Here is a 17,534-nt window from a genome sequence, read left to right as displayed (position 1 = left end):
GCCCGGATTATTTGTCAATGACAAATCTGCTTGCTATTGTTGAATACGGGTAAACGTGCGGGGCGGCCCGATAAATGGCGTCGGATACCATGCGGGATGTTTCGAATTCAGGTGAATGCAGTGCAGAACGACGAAGATCGCGCGGATGACGCGCCGCAGAAGGCGCAGCGCGGCATCCAGAGCGTCGAGGTGGGCGGCCGGCTGCTCGACGCGCTCGCGCGGCGGCGCAAGCCGCTCGGGCTGTCCGAGCTGGCGGCGGCCGCGGAGCTGTCGAGCGCGCAGGCGCATACGTATCTCGTGAGCCTCACGCGCCTCGCGCTCGTGAAGCGCGACGCGATCACCGGCAATTACGAGCCGGGGCCGCTGTCGCTGCGGCTCGGCCTGATGTCGATCGAGCGGCAGCCGGCCTACCGGGCCGCGCTGCCGCACGCAGCGCGGCTCGCGGAAGGCGTCGGGCACAGCGTCGCGCTGTCGGTGCCGGGCGCAACGGGGCCGACGATCGTGCGCATCGAGCATGGCGGCTATCCGCTGCACGTGAACCTGCACGTCGGCTCGGTGATGTCGCTCGATACGACGGCGACTGGCCGCGTGTTCCGCGCGTTCGGCGATCCCGCGCAGCTTGCCGCGATGGCGGCCAGCCAGGCCGGTGCGGGCGATGCGCTCGCGGGCGCCGACGGCACGCGGCCGGCCCCGGACGCCGCGGCGCGGCAAGCTGAAATCGACGCGATCCGCTCGCGCGGCATCGAGCGCAGCGTCGATTTGCCGAGCCCCGGCGTCAGCGCGATGTGCGTGCCTGTGCTCGACGCCGACGGTCGCCTGCAGCTCGCGTTGACAGTGATCGGTTCCACGGGATCGATCGACGTGACCTGGGACGGCCCGATCGCGACCGCCTTGCTCGACGCGGCGCGGCAGGCAACCGCGGCGCTCGGCGCGGAAGACGGCGCGCTGCCGCCCGCGCCGGTCACGGCGGCGTTGCACATGCCGCCCGCGCTGGCCGGCGACGCGAAGGCGCAACGCGGCATCAACGCACTCGACAGCACCGGCGATCTGCTGCTCGCGCTCGTATCGGCGGGCCGCGCGCTGCCGCTGCGCGATCTCGCGACGGCGGCCGGAATGCCGGCCGCGAAGGCATTTCCGCATCTCGTGAGCCTGCTGAAGATCGGCCTGCTGAGCCGCGACGACACTGGCTGCTTCGGCGCCGGCCCGCTCAGCCAGGCGCTCGGCCTGATCGCGATGCAGCGCGTGTCGCCAGCGCGCGACGCCGAAGCCGAGATCGTCGCGCTCGCCGAGGCGACCGACATGAGCGTCGCGACGGCAACGCTCGGGCCGCTCGGGCCGACCGTGATCCGCTTCGAGGAATCGGCACGGCCGCAGCATGTGAGCCTGCGAATCGGCACGGTGATGTCACTGGTCAACACGGCAATCGGCCGCACGTTCGCGGCCTGCGTGCCCGACGACGTGCTGGCCGACCTGCTCGCCGACGAGCCCGTGCGCCTCGCGGGGCGCGCGGTGCACGCCGACGATGGGTTCCGCGCGCAGCTCGCGCGGATTCGCGCGGACGGGCTCGACTTCGCGTTCGACGCGCCGGTGCCCGGCATTGCGACGGTCGCCGCGCCCGTGTTCGATCACACCGGCAGCATCCGGCTCGTGATCGCGATCATCGGCGCGTCGCGCGGCTTTCCGCGCGGGCCCGACAGCGACCTCGCGCAGGCGCTGCTCGCCGCGACGCGGCGGCTGTCGTGGCGCTTCGGGTGGCTCGGCGGGCAGTGACGGCCGCCGCCCCCTGCGCTCGCCGGCGGCCCATTCCGTTCAGTTGATTTTTCCGGGTGCGAGACCGTGCTTCGTCACGGTCTCGTCGCGTTCGCGCGTCAAACTGACGCCGACATGTTGCGCCGCGGCAACAAAATCGCCCAGTAATTACCATATTACAAAATGGCATTTCACAAGACGGTGACGCTTCTCTATCATTAGGGTTATCCCTAACTCGCCACCTGAATGGGGCAACGTCATGCAAACGTCCACCGTCTCCAATCGTTCCAACGCATCCGCTGGCTGGCTCACGCGCATGGGCGCGCTGCTCGCAGAAGCATGGGCACTGCACCTCGAGAACTGCGCGATCATCGCCGAGGCCCACGCACGCCTGCCGCGCTGAACGGAACGACACGACGCCGGCCGGCGGCCCGATCGCCGGCCTGGTCTTTCCGCCCGCCTGCGCTGCGCGCCTCGCGCGGCCACCCATTCCCCCGCACGTTCACACCTGTATCGAAGGCACGTCCTTCATGCAGCGCAACGCGAACATCGACCGGCTGTGACGGATGCTCGAGATCTTGTACAGCTTCTCGCGCAAAAACCGTTCATACCCGGCCGTGCCGTCCACCGCGACCTTGATCCAGTAGTCGTAATCCCCCGACACGAGATACGCCTCGAGCACCTCGGGCAGCGCCGCGAGTTCCGCGCCGAAGCGGGCCAGCGCATCGTCCTCATGGCGATCGAGCGTCACTTCGAGAATCACGATGTCCGCGTAGCCGAGCATGCGCTGGTTGATCAGCGCGACATAGCCATCGATGTAGCCGTCGAGTTCGAGTTGCCGCGTGCGGTTCCAGCAGGCGGTGGTCGACATGCCGATCTGCTCGGCCAGTTCGGCATTCGACAGGCGCGCATTTTTCTGCAGCGCACCAAGGATTTTGCGGTCCTGGTTGTCGAGGGTTTTCGGGGTGCGTTCGCGGGTAGCCATGGCAGGAAGAATCTTCTACTGAAAATGCGCATTCTAGCTGAACGACATTCCTGATTCAGACCCGTTTCGCTGGAAAACAGGAAGCCTTTTAAGTTGAGGGCCTGATACATTTTCTCCATGCCTGTGGCCCGGCACGCTCCCCGCGACAACCCCTTCGCAATGGAGCGCACGCGCGCAATCACGAGTTGCGCTGCCGGGCACCCGGGCATTCGAAGACCGCCTTCCGCGCACCCACCCCACCGTGCGCGGCGCTGGCGCCCGCCTCCCTTACCGCGCTTTCCGTCATGTCGTTCCGGCTTTACCTGTCGTTTCTCGCCGCTTCCATCGTTCTCGTCTACGCCCCCGGCCCCGTCAACCTGCTCACGATGAACCACGCGCTGCGCGCCGGCTGGCGGCGCGCGCTGCCCTGCGTGTGGGGCGGCACGCTCGCCGTGCTGCTGCAGCTTGCGCTGACCGCGCTGTGCCTGAATTCGCTCGTGCATATCGACGAGCGCGCGCTCACCGTGCTGCGCTGGACCGGCGCCGCGTACCTGGTCTGGCTCGGCTGCAGGCAATGGCTCAACCGCGCGCCGGCGCAGACGCCGGCCGCCTCGTCCGATATCGCGCAGCCCGCATCCGGCGCCGGGCGCGAACTGTTCTGGCGCGGCGTCGCGACCTCGGGCCTGAATCCGAAGACGCTGCTGTTCTTCCCGTCGTTCTTTCCGCAATTCATCAGCGCGAACGCCGAATGGAGCCTGAACCTCCAGTACCTGCTGCTCGCCGCGACGTTCGCGCTGCTGTTCGCGGGCGGCGTCGCGTCGATGGCGCTGTTCTCGCACCGGCTGAGCCGCGCGATGCAGCGGCCCGCGCGGATGCGCGCGATGAACCGTGTGACGGGCGGCCTGCTGGTCGGGATGGGCGCGATCATGGTCGGCTGGAACTGAACCGCCCCGCGCGCCGCCCTCGCCCCAAACCCCTTCGCACGACATATCGAAGTCGATCGCACTAAAGAACGCCCGCGCGCTGCCGTTATTCCTGTGACGAAATTGCGGTGACGCGTGCGTTCCGCCTCCTCTCCGTCCCCACGCAGGAAGTTTTATGAGCTTGATTCCCCTGGGCCGGGTGAGCGTTGGCGCTCGTCTGGCTGCATTGTCGTGTGCGACAGTCGCACTGCTGTTCGCCGCCTTCGCGTGGACCCTCGCCCATCTCGCCGGCGAGCAGATCGCCGACCAGGCGCATGCGCGCATCGCGGAAAAGGAACGCTCGATCGGCGCGATGATCGAGCTGTTCGACAAGGCGCTGTCGGCCGAAGCGAACCGCGCGATGACGCTGTTCGCGAGTTTCCTGCCGGCCGATTTCGCGCTCGACCCGGCACGCACCTTCGACCTCGGCGGCGGCGTCATGGCGCCGACGCTGTCCGCGGGCGGCAAGCCGCTCGATCTCGACTTCTCGATTCCCGACCAGTTCCTGCACAAGAGCGGCGCGATCGCGACGATCTTCGCGCGCGACGGCGACGACTTCGTGCGCATCACCACGTCGCTGAAGAAGCAGGACGGCGCGCGCGCGATCGGCACGCGCCTCGACCGCGCGAGCCCCGCGTATGCGCCGCTGATCGCGGGCCGCAGCTACACGGGCCTCGCGAAGCTGTTCGGCAAGCCGTTCATCACCGAATACAAACCCGTCACCGATGCAAGCGGCCGCGTGATCGGCGCGCTGTTCGTCGGCCTCGACGTCGGCAGCGAGATCAGCCTCGTCGAGGCCGGCATCCGCGAGCTGAAGATCGGCGAGCATGGCTACTACTTCGTGATCGACGCGTCGCCGGGCCCCGCGCGCGGCACCTTCGTCGTCCATCCGGACGCGGCCGGCAAGCGCGCCGACGGCGACGCGGCGCCCTACGCGCAGATGCTCGCGGCGGGCCGCGGCCAGCTCGCGTACACGTCGACCGACCCGGCCGCGCAGGATCGCGGCCCGAGCGCGAAATTCGTGTCGTTCTCGACGATCCCGCAGTGGCAGTGGCTGGTGGGCGGCATCGCGATCGACGACGAGATGCTGGCCGACATGCGCGCCACCCGCAACCGCTTCCTGCTGATCGCCGCCGTGCTCGTGCTCGCGTTCGCCGCGGTGTTCGTGGTCGTGGTGCGGCGCGTCGTGAGCCGGCCGCTCGAAGCGGCCGCGCGGGCGTCCGAGCGCTTCGCCGCCGGCGACCTGAGCGCGCGCATCCGCGACGACGGCCACGCGCCGCGCGGCGCCGACGAGATCGGCCGCCTCGTGCAGGCCGTCGACGGCATCGGCGACGGCCTCGCGCGGATCGTCGCGCAGGTGCGGCGCGGCTCCGCCGAGATGGCGCAAGGCACCGTCGAGATCGCGGCCGGCAGCGGCGACATCGCCGCCCGCATCGCGACGCAGGCGAGCAGCGTCGAGCAGACGGCCGCGAGCATGGAGGAAATCACCGCCGCCGTGCAGCAGAACGCCGAGCATGCGGCGCAGGCGAACGCGCTGGTCGCGGGCGCGTCCGACGCCGCGACGGGCGGCGGTGAAGCCGTGCAGCGGGTGGTCGCGACGATGGGCGAGATCGAGCGCGCGACGCGCAAGATCGCCGAGATCACGGGGGTGATCGAAGGCATCGCGTTCCAGACCAACATCCTCGCGCTGAACGCGGCCGTCGAGGCCGCGCGCGCGGGCGAGCACGGCAAGGGCTTCGCGGTGGTCGCCGCCGAAGTGCGCGCGCTCGCGCAGCGCAGCGCGGCGGCGGTCAAGGAAATCGAGGCGCTGAGCAGCGAATCGGCGACGACCGTCGAGCAGGGTTACCGGATCGCCGAGGCCGCGCACGGCACGATGCGCGACATCGTCACGCGCGTCGACCAGGTGCGCACCATCATCGCCGAAATCAGCACGGCGTCGCGCGAGCAGTCGTCCGGCATCGAGCAGGTGAACCTCGCGGTCACGCAGATCGGCGAGGCGACGCAGCAGAACGCGGCGCTGATCGCGCAGGCCGAACACGCGGCCGTCACGCTGCGCGACCAGGCGGCCGAACTCGCCGAAGCCGTCAGCGTGTTCAAGCTCGGCCGCGGCGAATAGCGGCGCGCCGCCCACGCTTGACGCAAGCCGGCCGCCGCGCGGCCGGTACAATCGCGCGATGTCCGAATTGCTTGCCGAATTTGCCACCTACGGCGGCTTGTTCGCCGTGTCGCTGGTGGCCGCGACCCTGTTCCCGCTCCAGTCCGAAGCCGTGCTCGCCGGCCTGCTGATCGCCGGCCGCGAGCCGGCGTGGGCGCTCGTGCTCGTCGCGAGCATCGGCAACGTCGCCGGCTCGACGATCAACTGGGCTCTCGGCCGCGGGATCGAGCATTTCCGCGAGCGCCGCTGGTTTCCGGTGAAGCCGGCGGCACTCGCGCGCGCCGGGCGCTGGTATGCGCGCTACGGCCACTGGTCGCTGCTGCTGAGCTGGGCGCCGGTGATCGGCGATCCGCTGACGATGATCGCCGGCGTGATGCGCGAGCCGCTGCCGCGCTTTCTCGCGATCGTCACGCTCGCGAAGGTCGGCCGCTACCTGGCGATCGTGTGGCTCGTGCCGCATTGAGCGCACGCGCCACACCGCGGACGGTCACTTCTTTCCGCTTCCCGCCAGATCGATCGCCTTGTCCGAGCCGACCGCGCTGCGCAGCTGGAATTTCTGGATCTTGCCGGTCGACGTCTTCGGCAGCTCGCCGAAGCGCACTGCCTTCGGCACCTTGAAGCCCGCGAGCAGCTGCCGGCAGTGCGCGACGATCTCCTCCTCGGTCGCGTCCATGCCCTCGCGCAGCTCGACGAACGCGCACGGCACCTCGCCCCACTTCGGGTCGGGCATCGCGACCACCGCTGCCACCGCCACCGCCGGATGCCGGTACAGCGCATCCTCGACCTCGATGCTCGAGATGTTCTCGCCGCCCGAGATGATGATGTCCTTCTTGCGGTCCTTGATGCGGATGTAGCCGTCCGGCGACAGCACCGCGAGATCGCCCGTATGGAACCAGCCGCCATGGAACGCGTCGTCGGTCGCCTTCGGGTTCTTCAGGTAGCCCTTCATGCAGATGTTGCCGCGGAACATGATCTCGCCGAGCGTCTCGCCGTCGGCCGGCACCGGCGCCATCGTGTCCGGGTCGAGCACCGTCGCGCCCGCCTCGAGGTGGTAGCGCACGCCCTGCCGCGCGTTGAGCCGCGCGCGCTCGTCGTCGGACACCTCGCTCCAGTGCGACTGCTGCGCGCAGACCGTCGCCGGGCCGTAGACCTCGGTCAGCCCGTACACGTGCAGCAGGTCGAAGCCGATCTCCTTCATCTTCGCGATCACGGACGGCGCCGGCGCGGCGCCCGCGACCATCGCGTGCACGGTGTGGTCGATGCCTTCGCGCCATTCGGCCGGCGCGTTCGCGATCGCGCTCTGCACGATCGGCGCACCGCAGTAGTGCGTGATGCGCTCCCGGCGGATCAGGTCGAACACGGTCTTCGCGTCGAACTTGCGCAGGCACACGTTCACGCCCGCGCGCGCCGCGATCGCCCACGGGAAGCACCAGCCGTTGCAGTGGAACAGCGGCAGCGTCCACAGGTAGACCGCGTGCTTCGGCATGTCCCATTCGAGGAGGTTGCTGATCGCGGCGAGGTACGCGCCGCGGTGGTGGTAGACCACGCCCTTCGGGTCGCCGGTCGTGCCGGACGTGTAGTTCAGCGCGATCGCGTCCCACTCGTCGGCGGGCGGCGTCCACGCGTAGTCGGGGTCGCCGCCGGCAACGAACGCCTCGTAGTCGGTCGCGCCCGCGAAGCGCGCGGGGTCGGCCGGCATCGCATCGGCGACGCTGACGATCCGCAGCCCGGGGATCTCCAGCGCCGCGCGCTGCGCGAGGTCCGCGTACTCGGTGTCGACGATCAGCACCTTCGCTTCGCCATGGCGCAGCATGAACAGCATCGACGGGATGTCGAGCCGCGTGTTGATCGTGTTCAGCACGGCGCCCGCCATCGGCACGCCGAAGTGCGCCTCGACCATCGGCGGGATGTTCGGCAGCAGCGCCGCGACCGTGTCGCCGCGGCCGACGCCGGCCTGCGCGAGCGCGCTCGCCAGCTGCTTCGAACGCGTGTAGGTCTCGCCCCAGGTGCGGCGCACGTCGCCGTGCACGATCGCCAGGCGGTCGCCGTACACCTCGGCCGAGCGCACGAGGAAGTCGATCGGCGTGAGCGGTACGTAGTTGGCATCGCGGCGCTCGAGGCCCGCTTCGAACATCTGCGTCATGGTGTTGTCTCCAGTCGGCCCGGCCTGGCGCTCGCGCGTCGGTCAGGTCCCGTGCAAAGCCGAGGCGCTCGCGCCTCGAATCGTTTTGATGTGGTTCAATTCTAGGGGCTGTTTACATATGGCACGTGCATGCGAATGCCCGAAATCGCTCGCAGGCAAGAAGTGAGGAGCGCCGTTTGGCCGAGCCAGACAAGCGACAAGCGACGCCGCCATGCGGGCGATTTCGGGCATTCCCCTGGAATGGTTTTTCAATTTGGGTTGCCACGAGAACGGCCGCTCGCCGCGTTGCGCGCCTCGCGAGCGGCCGTTCTCGTGGCAACGCATGCACGTTCCATATGTAAACAGACCCTAGCCTAACGGGCGCTATTGTGGGCCGTCTGTCATCGAAACGACAGAGTCCGCCCGGCGCCCCGCGTGTTATCCCTATCCTCGCAAACCCGGACCCATGCACGACGACGTTCTCCCCCCTCGCGCCCCCTTCGACGCGCCCGCCGTGGATGCGCCGCCCGAGCCCGGCCCGCTGGCCGTGCTGTTCGGCCAGTGCGCGTGGTTCCGCACGCTCGCCCCCGAACACCAGGCGATGGTGCTCGCGCAGTCGCGCGTCGAATGCCGCGAGGCCGGCGACGTGATCGCGCAGCGGCTCGCGCCGTCCGAGTACTGGATCGGCGTGCATCGCGGGCTGCTGAAGCTCGCGATCTTCAATGCGTCCGGGCGCGGCTGCACGTTCTCCGGGGTGCCGTCCGGCGGCTGGTTCGGCGAAGGCAGCGTGATCAAGCGCGAGCCGCGCAAGTACGAGGTGGTCGCGATCCAGCGCTCGACCGTGCTGTTCGTGCCGGCCGACACGTTCCACGCGCTGCTCGACAGCAGCCTGCCGTTCACGCGCTTCGTGATCCATCAGCTGAACAACCGGATGGGCGAATTCATCGCGTCGATCCAGAACAGCCGGCTGCTCGACGTCGATGCGCGCGTCGCGCAGGCGCTCGCGCAGCTGTTCAACCCGGACCTGTACCCGGACACCGGCCCGGCGCTGGCGATTTCGCAGGAGGAACTGGGGATGCTGGTCGGCGTGTCGCGGCAGCGGATCAACCAGGCGCTGCAGCAGCTCGAGAAGCGCGGCGTGCTGCGGCTCGCGTACAACCAGATCGAGGTCGTCGATCTCGCGGCGCTCGCGCGGTTCGGGATGGAGCAGATCTGAGCGACGAGCGCCGCGGGGCGGGCCGCGAACGAGTCGCGGCTCACGTCTGACGAATGCGCGCGCAACCGGCCATCACGCCGGCGCCGCGCGAAGCTGACAATCCCGCCAGTTTCGCGTCAGTGACCCGTTCAGCCTGCCCGCCTATCATTCGAGTGCCCGTTACCAACGTCTGATCGCCGCCTGCCTCGCTGCCTCCATGTGGATCGTCAATCTCGCGCTCAGGCGCCCCTACACGTTCATCGTGATGGCCATCATGATCGTGCTGGCCACCCCGCTCGCGCTGATGCGCACGCCCGTCGACGTGCTGCCGTCGATCGACATCCCCGTGATCAGCGTGATCTGGAATTACAACGGGCTGTCGGCGAAGGAGATGACCAACCGCATCACCGCGGTGCATGAGCGGGTGCTGACGACCACCGTCAACAACATCCAGCACATCGAATCGACGACGCTGCCCGGCACGGCCGTCGTCAAGGTGTTCCTGCAGCCGGGCGCGAACGTGCAGACCGCGATCGCGCAGACGGTATCGTCCGCGCAGGCGATCGTCCGGCAAATGCCGCAGGGCGCGACGCCGCCGCTCGTGATCACCTATTCCGCGTCGAGCATCCCGGTGATCCAGCTCGGGCTGTCGAGCAAGACGCTCAGCGAGCAGTCGCTCGCCGACATCGCGCTGAACTTCCTGCGCCCGCAGCTGATCACGATCCCCGGCGCGCAGGTGCCGTTCCCGTACGGCGGGCGCACGCGCGTCGTCGCGGTCGACATCGATTCGAAGGCGCTGATGTCGAAGGGGCTCACGCCCACCGACGTCGTCAACGCGGTCAATGCGCAGAACCTCGTGCTGCCCACCGGCACCGCGAAGATGGGCCAGACCGAGTACCGGATCGACACCAACGCGTCGGCCGACACCATCGCCGACATCGGCCATATCCCGCTGCAGACCGTGAACGGCGCGACCACCTACCTCGGCGAAGTCGCGGCCGTGCGCGACGGCTTCTCGCCGCAGACCAACGTGGTGCGCCAGAACGGCCAGCGCGGCGTGCTGGTGTCCATCCTGAAGAGCGGCGACGCATCGACGCTGAAGGTCGTGTCGGACCTGAAAGCGCTGCTGCCGAAGGTCGAGCCGACGCTGCCCGAGGGCCTGACGATCACGCCGCTGTTCGACCAGTCGGTGTTCGTCGACGCCGCCGTGCAGGGCGTGATCCACGAGGCGCTGATCGCCGCCGTGCTGACCGCGCTGATGATCCTGCTGTTCCTCGGCAACTGGCGCAGCACGCTGATCATCGCGATCTCGATCCCGCTGTCGATCTTCACGTCGCTGATCGCGCTCGCCGCACTCGGCGAAACCATCAACATCATGACGCTCGGCGGCCTTGCGCTCGCGGTCGGCATCCTGGTGGACGATGCAACCGTGACGATCGAGAACATCGAGCGTCACCTGCATCTCGGCACCGGCCTGCACGACGCGATCCTCGACGGCGCGGGCGAGATCGCGGTGCCGGCGTTCGTGTCGACGCTGTGCATCTGCATCGTGTTCGTGCCGATGTTCTTCCTCACCGGCGTCGCGCGCTACCTGTTCGTGCCGCTCGCGGAAGCCGTGGTGTTCGCGATGCTCGCGTCGTACGTGCTGTCGCGCACGCTCGTGCCGACGCTCGCGATGCTGCTGTTCCGCCCGCAGCAGGCGAGCACCGGGCCCGGCCGTTCGACGTCGCGTTTCGCGCGCATCCATCACCGCTTCAATCACGCGTTCGAGCGGCTGCGCGCGTCGTACATCGTGCTGCTCAGCATGCTGCTGGTGCGCCGCCGCTTCTACGCGATGTGCTTCCTCGGCTTCTGCGTGCTGTCGACGGGCCTCGTGTTCGCGCTCGGCCGCGACTTCTTCCCGAACGCCGATTCCGGCAACATCCGGCTGCACATGCGCGCGCCGACCGGCTACCGGATCGAGGAAACCGCGCGCCTCGCCGACCAGGTCGAACGCGTGGTGCGCGAGGTCGTGCCGCCCGACGAGCTCGGCGCGATCGTCGACAACCTCGGGCAGCCGATCAGCGGCATCAACCTGTCGTACAGCAACGCGGGCACGATCGGCTCGCTCGACGGCGAGATCCTGATCGCGCTGAAGCCCGGCCACGCGGCAACGCAGCACTACGTCGAGCGGCTGCGCGCGCTGCTGCCCGAACGCTTCCCGGGCGCCGAGTTCTTCTTCCAGCCGTCGGACATCATCACGCAGATCCTGAACTTCGGGCAGCCGGCCGCGATCGACGTGCAGGTGCTCGGCAACGATCTCGCGAGTAACATGGCTATCGCAAGCCGCCTGATGAAACAGGTCAGGCAAATCCCCGGCGCGGTCGACGCGCACGTGCTGCAGCGCAACGACCAGCCGACCCTGGTGGCCGACATGGACCGCACGCGCATGCAGCAGCTGAACCTCTCCGCGCAGAACGTCGCGCAGAACATGCTGATCTCGCTGTCGGGCAGCGGGCAGACCACGCCATCGTTCTGGGTCAACCCGAAGTCGGGCGTGCAGTACCCGCTCGCGATCCAGACCCCGCAGTACGACATCGGCTCGGTGGGCGACCTGCTGGGCACGCCCGTATCCGCCGGGCGCACCGGCGCGCCGCTGCAACTGCTCGGCAACCTCGTGCAGGTGCGCACCACGAGCGAGCCGGCGGTGATCACGCACTACAACATCCGCCCGGCGATCGACCTGTACGTGAGCGTCGAGGGCCGCGACCTCGGCTCGGTGGCGAGCGAGATCGACCGCATCGTGTCCGACGCGCGCGCGACGCTGCCGCGCGGCACCGAGCTGACGATGCGCGGCCAGATCGAGACGATGCGCACGTCATACATCGGCCTCGGCGCGGGCGTCGCGATGGCGATCGTGCTCGTCTACCTGCTGATCGTCGTGAACTTCCAGTCGTGGCTCGACCCGCTGATCATCATCAGCGCGATGCCGGCCGCGCTCGCCGGCATCGCGTGGATGCTGTTCGTCACCGGCACCCACCTGAGCGTGCCCGCGCTGACGGGCGCGGTGATGACGGTGGGCGTCGCGACCGCGAACAGCATTCTCGTCGTGTCGTTCGCGCGCCAGCGGCTCGCGGCCGGCGCGCCGCCGCTCACCGCCGCGCTCGAGGCCGGCGCGACCCGCATCCGCCCGGTGCTGATGACCGCGCTCGCGATGATCATCGGCATGGTGCCGATGGCGCTCGGCCTCGGTGAAGGCGCCGAGCAGAACGCGCCGCTCGGCCGCGCGGTGATCGGCGGGCTGCTGTTCGCGACCGTCTCGACGCTGCTGTTCGTTCCGCTCGTGTTCGCCGGCGTGCATGCGCGGCTCGCGCGGCGGCGGGCGAGCTAGGCCGGACACTGATTCCCGCTTCGCATATAGACCGGTTGAACTCATGGAAGAGAAACATCACAGCGCCGTCGGCATCCAGGTAGACGAACACGGGCTCGACCTGCCCGCGCGGGCCGGCGTGTGGCGACGCGCGCGGATCGTCGTGATCGTCGTCGGCGTGCTGCTGGCGGCCGGCGCGGCGCGCACGATCGTCAGCAACGTCACGAACCACAACCGGCTCGACGCGCTCACCGCGCAGAACGCGCGCCAGTACGTGAACGTCGTGCATCCGGCCGACGCCGCGTCCGGCGGCCGGCTGTCGCTGCCGGGCACCCTGCGCGGCTATGTCGAGGCGCCGATCTTCGCGCGTGCGAGCGGCTACGTGCTGCGCTGGCAGGCCGATATCGGCGCGCACGTGAAGCAGGGGCAGCTGCTCGCCGAGCTCGACACCCCTGAGCTGAACCAGGAGCTCGCGCAGGCCACCGCGCAACGCCAGCAGGCGCAGGCCGCGCTCGCGCTCGCGAAGACGTCGTTCGAGCGCGCGCAGCAGCTGCGCCAGCGCGATGCGGTGTCGCAGCAGGAGCTCGACGACCGCCAGGGCGCGTACAACCAGGGCACTGCCAACCTCGCGGCGGCCGACGCGAACATGCGCCGGCTCACCGAGCTGAAGGGTTTCCAGCGCATCGTCGCGCCGATCGACGGGATCGTCACGCAGCGCAACGTGGACGTCGGCGATCTCGTCAGTTCCGGCAACGCGGGCCGCGCGCTGTTCACCGTCGTGCAGGCCGACCGGCTGCGCCTGTACGTGCAGGTGCCGCAGGCGTATGCGCAGCAGGTGAAGACCGGCCAGCACGTGAGCGTCGCGCAGGCCGAGCTGCCGGGGCAGACGTTCGACGGCACGATCACGCGCACGTCCGAGGCGATCGACGTCGCCACCCGCTCGCTGCAGATCGAGATCACGCTGCCGAACCCCGACGGCCGGCTGCTGCCCGGCGCCTACGTGCAGGCGACGCTGCCGATGGCACCTGCCGGCCGCCTGTCGATCCCCGCCAACACGCTGCTGTTCCGCGCGGAAGGGCCGACGGTCGCGACCGTCGACGCGCACGGCCAGATCCGCCTGAAACCGGTGACGGTGCTGCGCACCGTCGGGCAGACGCTCGAGATCGACGGCGGCATCACGCCCGACGATCGCCTCGTCGTGAACCCGAGCGACGCGCTCGCGAACGGCGACCAGGTCGTCATCGCCAAGCAGCCGCCGCAACCCGCGTCCGGCGCCGCGCCAGGAGCGAAGACGTGACGCGCGCCCGCTTCCCGCGGCGGCCGGTCGCGCTGGCCACGGCGCTCGCCACCCTCGCCGCCCTCGCCGGCTGCGCGGTCGGCCCCGACTATCGGCGGCCCGACGTCGACACGCCCGCCGCGTGGCGGCTCGACCCGGCCGACGCGTACTGGCACCCGGCCGCGCCCGCGCATGCGCCGCTCGATCCGGCCTGGTGGCGCGCGTTCGGCGATCCGCAGCTCGACGCGCTCGAAGCCGACGCGCTGCGCAACAACCAGAGCCTGAAAGTCGTCGCCGCGCGCTACGACCAGGCGAAGGCGACGCTCGCGTCGGTCGCGTCCGCGCAGTATCCGGCCGTGAACCTGAACGCGAGCGGCCAGCGCTTCAAGATCTCCGCCGACCGGCCGCAGACGAACTACGCGGTAAGGAGTTCGTCGACGGTGCAGAACGACATCCAGGTCGGCGCCAGCGCCAGCTACGAACTCGACCTGTTCGGGCGCGTGCGGCGCAGCGTCGAATCCGCGCAGGCCGGCACCGAGCAGGCACGCGACGATTTCGCGAACGCGCGCCTCGTGCTGACCGCCGATCTCGCGTCGAGCTACTTCGCGCTGCGCGAGCTCGATGCGGAAATCGACGTCGTCAGGCGCTCGATCGACCTGCAGCAGAAGGCGCTCGATTACGTCACCGCGCGCCACGACCTCGGCGCGGTGTCGGGCCTCGATCTGCTGCAGCAGCGCGCGCAGCTCGACGCCACGCGCACCCAGGCCCAGTTGCTGCTCCAGCAGCGTGCGCAGGTGGAGACGGCGATCGCGACGCTGGTCGGCACGCCCGCGCCGGCCTTCTCGTTGCCGCCGCGCGTGGTGCCGATCAATGCGCCCGCGCTGCCGACCGGCATGCCGAGCGACCTGCTGCAGCGCCGCCCCGACGTCGCGTCGGCCGAGCGCGCGATGGCCGCCGCGAACGCGCAGATCGGCGTCGCGCGCGCCGCGTATTTCCCCCGCGTCACGCTGACGCCCGGCATCGGCTGGGACGCGGCCCGCTTCTCGGGGCTGTTCACCGTGCCGGCGCTGCTGTGGTCGGTGGGCGCGTCGCTCAGCCAGCCGCTGTTCGAGGGCGGCCGGCTGAAGGCCGGCGTCGATTTCGCGCAGGCCGGCTACGTTGCCGCGCAGGCGAATTACCGGCAGGCCGTGCTCACCGCGTTCCAGGAGGTGCAAAATGCGGTCACCGGCCTGTCGGTGCTCGACGAGGCGGCGCGGCAGGCGGCGGCCGCGGTCGACGACGCGCGCAAGCTGGTGTCGCTCGCGCAGGACCGCTACGCGGGCGGGCTGACGCCGTTCATCGACGTGTTGACCGCGCAGCAGCAACTGCTGACGAGCGAGCGGCAGGCCGTGCAGATCCAGGGCCAGCGCGCGGCGCTCGTGGTGTTCCTCGCGAAGGCGCTCGGCGGCGGCTGGGCGGACGGCGAGCCGGCGAACCCCGCACCGCCCGCCGTCACGGCGGCGGCCCCCTGACCCGACAACGGAACCCGACATGAAAGTGCTGATCGTCGACGACGAACTGAAGGTCGTCGAATACCTGAAGAGCGGCCTGACCGAGGAAGGCTGGGTGGTCGACACCGCGCTCGACGGCGAGGACGGCGCGTGGAAAGCCGTCGAATTCGACTACGACGTGGTGGTGCTCGACGTGATGCTGCCGAAGCTCGACGGCTTCGGCGTGCTGCGCGCATTGCGCGCGCAGAAGCAGACGCCGGTGATCATGCTCACCGCGCGCGACCGCGTGGACGATCGCGTGCGCGGGCTGCGCGGCGGCGCCGACGACTACCTGACCAAGCCGTTCTCGTTCCTCGAGCTGATCGAGCGGCTGCGCGCGCTGACGCGCCGCGCGCGCGTGCAGGAATCGACGCTGATCTCGATCGGCGACCTGCGGGTCGACCTGATCGGCCGCCGCGCGACGCGCGACGGCACGCGCCTCGACCTGACCGCGCAGGAATTCCAGCTGCTCGGCGTGCTCGCGCGGCGCAGCGGCGAGGTGCTGTCGAAGACGACGATCGCCGAGCTCGTGTGGGACGTGAACTTCGACAGCAACGCGAACGTCGTCGAGACCGCGATCAAGCGGCTGCGCGCGAAGCTCGACGGCCCGTTCGCCGACAAGCTGCTGCACACGATCCGCGGGATGGGCTACGTGCTCGAGGAGCGCGAGGCGCGCGACGAGGCCGACGGCGAGAGGCGCCTATGAAACGCTCGATCGCCCTGCGCCTGTCCGCGATGTTCGGCATCGTGTCGTTCCTCGTGTTTACGCTGGTCGGCGTCGGCCTGTTCGTGATGATGGAGCGGCAACTGTTCGCCGAGCTGCGCGCGACGCTCGACACGCGAGCGAAGGTGGTCGAGATGATCGTGTCGCACGCGACCACGGCCGCGCGCTGGCACATCACGCAGGAGAAGCTCGCCGATCTCGAGCCGCCGGACGGCTCGACGCATTACCAGGTCGACAGCGCGAACCCGGCGTTCCGCTTCGGCCGCCCGCCGAACGGCACGCCGCACGGTGCGCCGTTCGGCGCGTTCCAGCGCTACCGGCTCAACGACAGCAGCTACGACGTGATGACCAAGACCGTCACGGTGGCCGGCAGCGGCGAACGCCCCGAGCTGAAGCTGATCGTCGCGACGTCGTGCGAGCGCACGCAGCGGATGCTGCGCCGCTTCGGCTGGACGCTCGCCGCGCTGATCGCGCTCGCCACCGGCATCACGCTGCTGCTGGGCCGCGCGGTCGCGCGCTTCGGGCTCGCGCCGCTCGACCGGATGTCGCAGGACGCGGCGGCGATCGGCTCCGCGAACCGGCAGCAGCGGCTGCAGACCGACGCGCTCCCGGCCGAGCTGCGCGATCTCGCCGCGTCGTTCAACGGCGCGCTCGAACGCATCCAGCAGGCCTACGAGCGGCTCGAGGCCTTCAACGCCGACGTCGCGCACGAGCTGCGCACGCCGGTGAGCATCCTGATCGGCCAGACCCAGGTCGCGCTGACGAGCCGCGACCGCTCGGTCGAGCGGATGCGCCAGACGCTGCAGTCGAACCTCGAGGAATTCGAACGGCTGCGCGTGATCGTCAACGACATGCTGTTCCTGTCGCGCAGCGATCGCGGCGAGCGCGCGAGCGACCTGAAGGACGTGTCGCTCGCCGGCGAGGTGCGGCGCATGCTCGATTTCCTGGAGATCCCGCTCGACGAGGCGCAGTTGCGCGCCGAGCTGCACGGCGACGCGCGCGCGAGCGTCGATCCGTCGCTGTTCCGCCGCGCGATGACGAACCTGCTGATCAATGCGATCCAGCACTCGGCGCCCGGCGCGATGCTGCAGGTGACGATCACGCGGCGCGACACGCTCGTCGAGGTGTCGGTCGCGAACCCCGGTGCGCCGATCGACGTCGCGCAGCGCGCGCATATGTTCGAACGCTTCTACCGGCTCGAGGAGGCACGCGCGAACAGCACGGAAAACCACGGGCTCGGGCTGTCGATCGTCAAGGCGGTCGCGGAAATGCACGGCGGCAGCGTGTTCGTCGCGTGCGCGGCCGGCCTCAACACGTTCGGGTTCTCGGTCGCGGCGCCGGCCGCCGAGCCGGCGCGGGCGGCCGACGCAGCGCCGGTTTCCGCTCCGGCAACGGCTCCCGCGCCGCGCGCGCTGCACTGACGCCCTTCGGCGGCCCGCGCCGCCAAGGGCAGTTTTCTTCAATACACCCCCGCCCCGCGCCTTTAGCCTCGATGCGACTCTCAATCCG

General features: G+C 69.7%; 13 protein-coding genes. 11 read left to right on the top strand and 2 right to left on the bottom strand.

Annotated elements, in window-relative coordinates; translation table 11 throughout:
- The first annotated feature begins 120 nt into the window (after nucleotides 1–120).
- Nucleotides 121–1,770: an IclR family transcriptional regulator gene (locus tag HWY45_RS32325; RefSeq protein ID WP_059883652.1), complete on the top strand. Its 1,650-nt coding sequence runs from the start codon at nucleotides 121–123 to the stop codon at nucleotides 1,768–1,770.
- Between the two features lie 238 nt (nucleotides 1,771–2,008).
- The gene (locus HWY45_RS32320) at nucleotides 2,009–2,152 is read left to right on the top strand and encodes a hypothetical protein (RefSeq protein WP_167361402.1); all 144 of its coding nucleotides are present in this window, start codon (nucleotides 2,009–2,011) and stop codon (nucleotides 2,150–2,152) included.
- Between the two features lie 99 nt (nucleotides 2,153–2,251).
- On the opposite strand, the gene HWY45_RS32315 is transcribed toward HWY45_RS32320, so the two are convergent.
- Entirely contained in the window at nucleotides 2,252–2,734 is a 483-nt protein-coding gene (locus tag HWY45_RS32315; RefSeq protein WP_017329575.1) for an Lrp/AsnC family transcriptional regulator, read from the bottom strand.
- A 284-nt stretch (nucleotides 2,735–3,018) separates the two neighbouring features.
- Between HWY45_RS32315 and HWY45_RS32310 the strand changes: the two genes are divergently transcribed.
- From HWY45_RS32310 to HWY45_RS32300, 3 genes are all read left to right on the top strand, one after another.
- Nucleotides 3,019–3,657: a LysE family translocator gene (locus HWY45_RS32310; RefSeq protein ID WP_059883653.1), complete on the top strand. Its 639-nt coding sequence runs from the start codon at nucleotides 3,019–3,021 to the stop codon at nucleotides 3,655–3,657.
- Between the two features lie 154 nt (nucleotides 3,658–3,811).
- Entirely contained in the window at nucleotides 3,812–5,791 is a 1,980-nt protein-coding gene (locus tag HWY45_RS32305; protein WP_059566664.1) for a methyl-accepting chemotaxis protein, read from the top strand.
- Between the two features lie 58 nt (nucleotides 5,792–5,849).
- Entirely contained in the window at nucleotides 5,850–6,293 is a 444-nt protein-coding gene (locus HWY45_RS32300; protein WP_059566663.1) for a YqaA family protein, read from the top strand.
- A 24-nt stretch (nucleotides 6,294–6,317) separates the two neighbouring features.
- Here the strand turns inward: HWY45_RS32300 and HWY45_RS32295 are convergent, their stop codons facing one another.
- Nucleotides 6,318–7,973 carry an acyl-CoA synthetase gene (locus tag HWY45_RS32295; protein WP_059883654.1) on the bottom strand — a complete coding sequence of 552 codons (1,656 nt, stop codon included), beginning with the start codon at nucleotides 7,971–7,973 and terminating at the stop codon, nucleotides 6,318–6,320.
- Between the two features lie 445 nt (nucleotides 7,974–8,418).
- On the opposite strand from HWY45_RS32295, the gene HWY45_RS32290 reads away from it, so the two are divergent.
- The 6 genes from HWY45_RS32290 to HWY45_RS32265 all read left to right on the top strand — a co-directional run bounded on the left by HWY45_RS32290 (nucleotide 8,419) and on the right by HWY45_RS32265 (nucleotide 17,446).
- A complete protein-coding gene (locus HWY45_RS32290; RefSeq protein ID WP_059566661.1) occupies nucleotides 8,419–9,168 on the top strand; it encodes a Crp/Fnr family transcriptional regulator in 750 nt (249 codons plus the stop codon).
- A gap of 196 nt (nucleotides 9,169–9,364) precedes the next feature.
- Entirely contained in the window at nucleotides 9,365–12,517 is a 3,153-nt protein-coding gene (locus tag HWY45_RS32285; RefSeq protein ID WP_059883655.1) for an efflux RND transporter permease subunit, read from the top strand.
- Between the two features lie 43 nt (nucleotides 12,518–12,560).
- Nucleotides 12,561–13,793 carry an efflux RND transporter periplasmic adaptor subunit gene (locus tag HWY45_RS32280; RefSeq protein WP_059883656.1) on the top strand — a complete coding sequence of 411 codons (1,233 nt, stop codon included), beginning with the start codon at nucleotides 12,561–12,563 and terminating at the stop codon, nucleotides 13,791–13,793.
- Entirely contained in the window at nucleotides 13,790–15,283 is a 1,494-nt protein-coding gene (locus tag HWY45_RS32275) for an efflux transporter outer membrane subunit (RefSeq protein ID WP_059883657.1), read from the top strand. The genes HWY45_RS32280 and HWY45_RS32275 overlap by 4 nt, the downstream gene beginning before the upstream one ends.
- Nucleotides 15,284–15,302: 19 nt before the next feature.
- On the top strand, nucleotides 15,303–16,007 hold the full coding sequence (locus HWY45_RS32270) for a heavy metal response regulator transcription factor (protein WP_059883658.1): 705 nt from the start codon (nucleotides 15,303–15,305) through the stop codon (nucleotides 16,005–16,007).
- A complete protein-coding gene (locus HWY45_RS32265; RefSeq protein ID WP_059807830.1) occupies nucleotides 16,004–17,446 on the top strand; it encodes a heavy metal sensor histidine kinase in 1,443 nt (480 codons plus the stop codon). Before HWY45_RS32270 ends, HWY45_RS32265 begins: the two co-directional genes overlap by 4 nt.
- Nucleotides 17,447–17,534: the final 88 nt, after the last annotated feature.

The organism is Burkholderia stagnalis (genome assembly GCF_902830275.1).
GTDB classification, from domain to species: Bacteria; Pseudomonadota; Gammaproteobacteria; order Burkholderiales; family Burkholderiaceae; genus Burkholderia; species Burkholderia stagnalis.
Note: the sequence above shows the minus strand (reverse complement) of the source record. Positions and strands in the feature narration are given on the sequence as shown.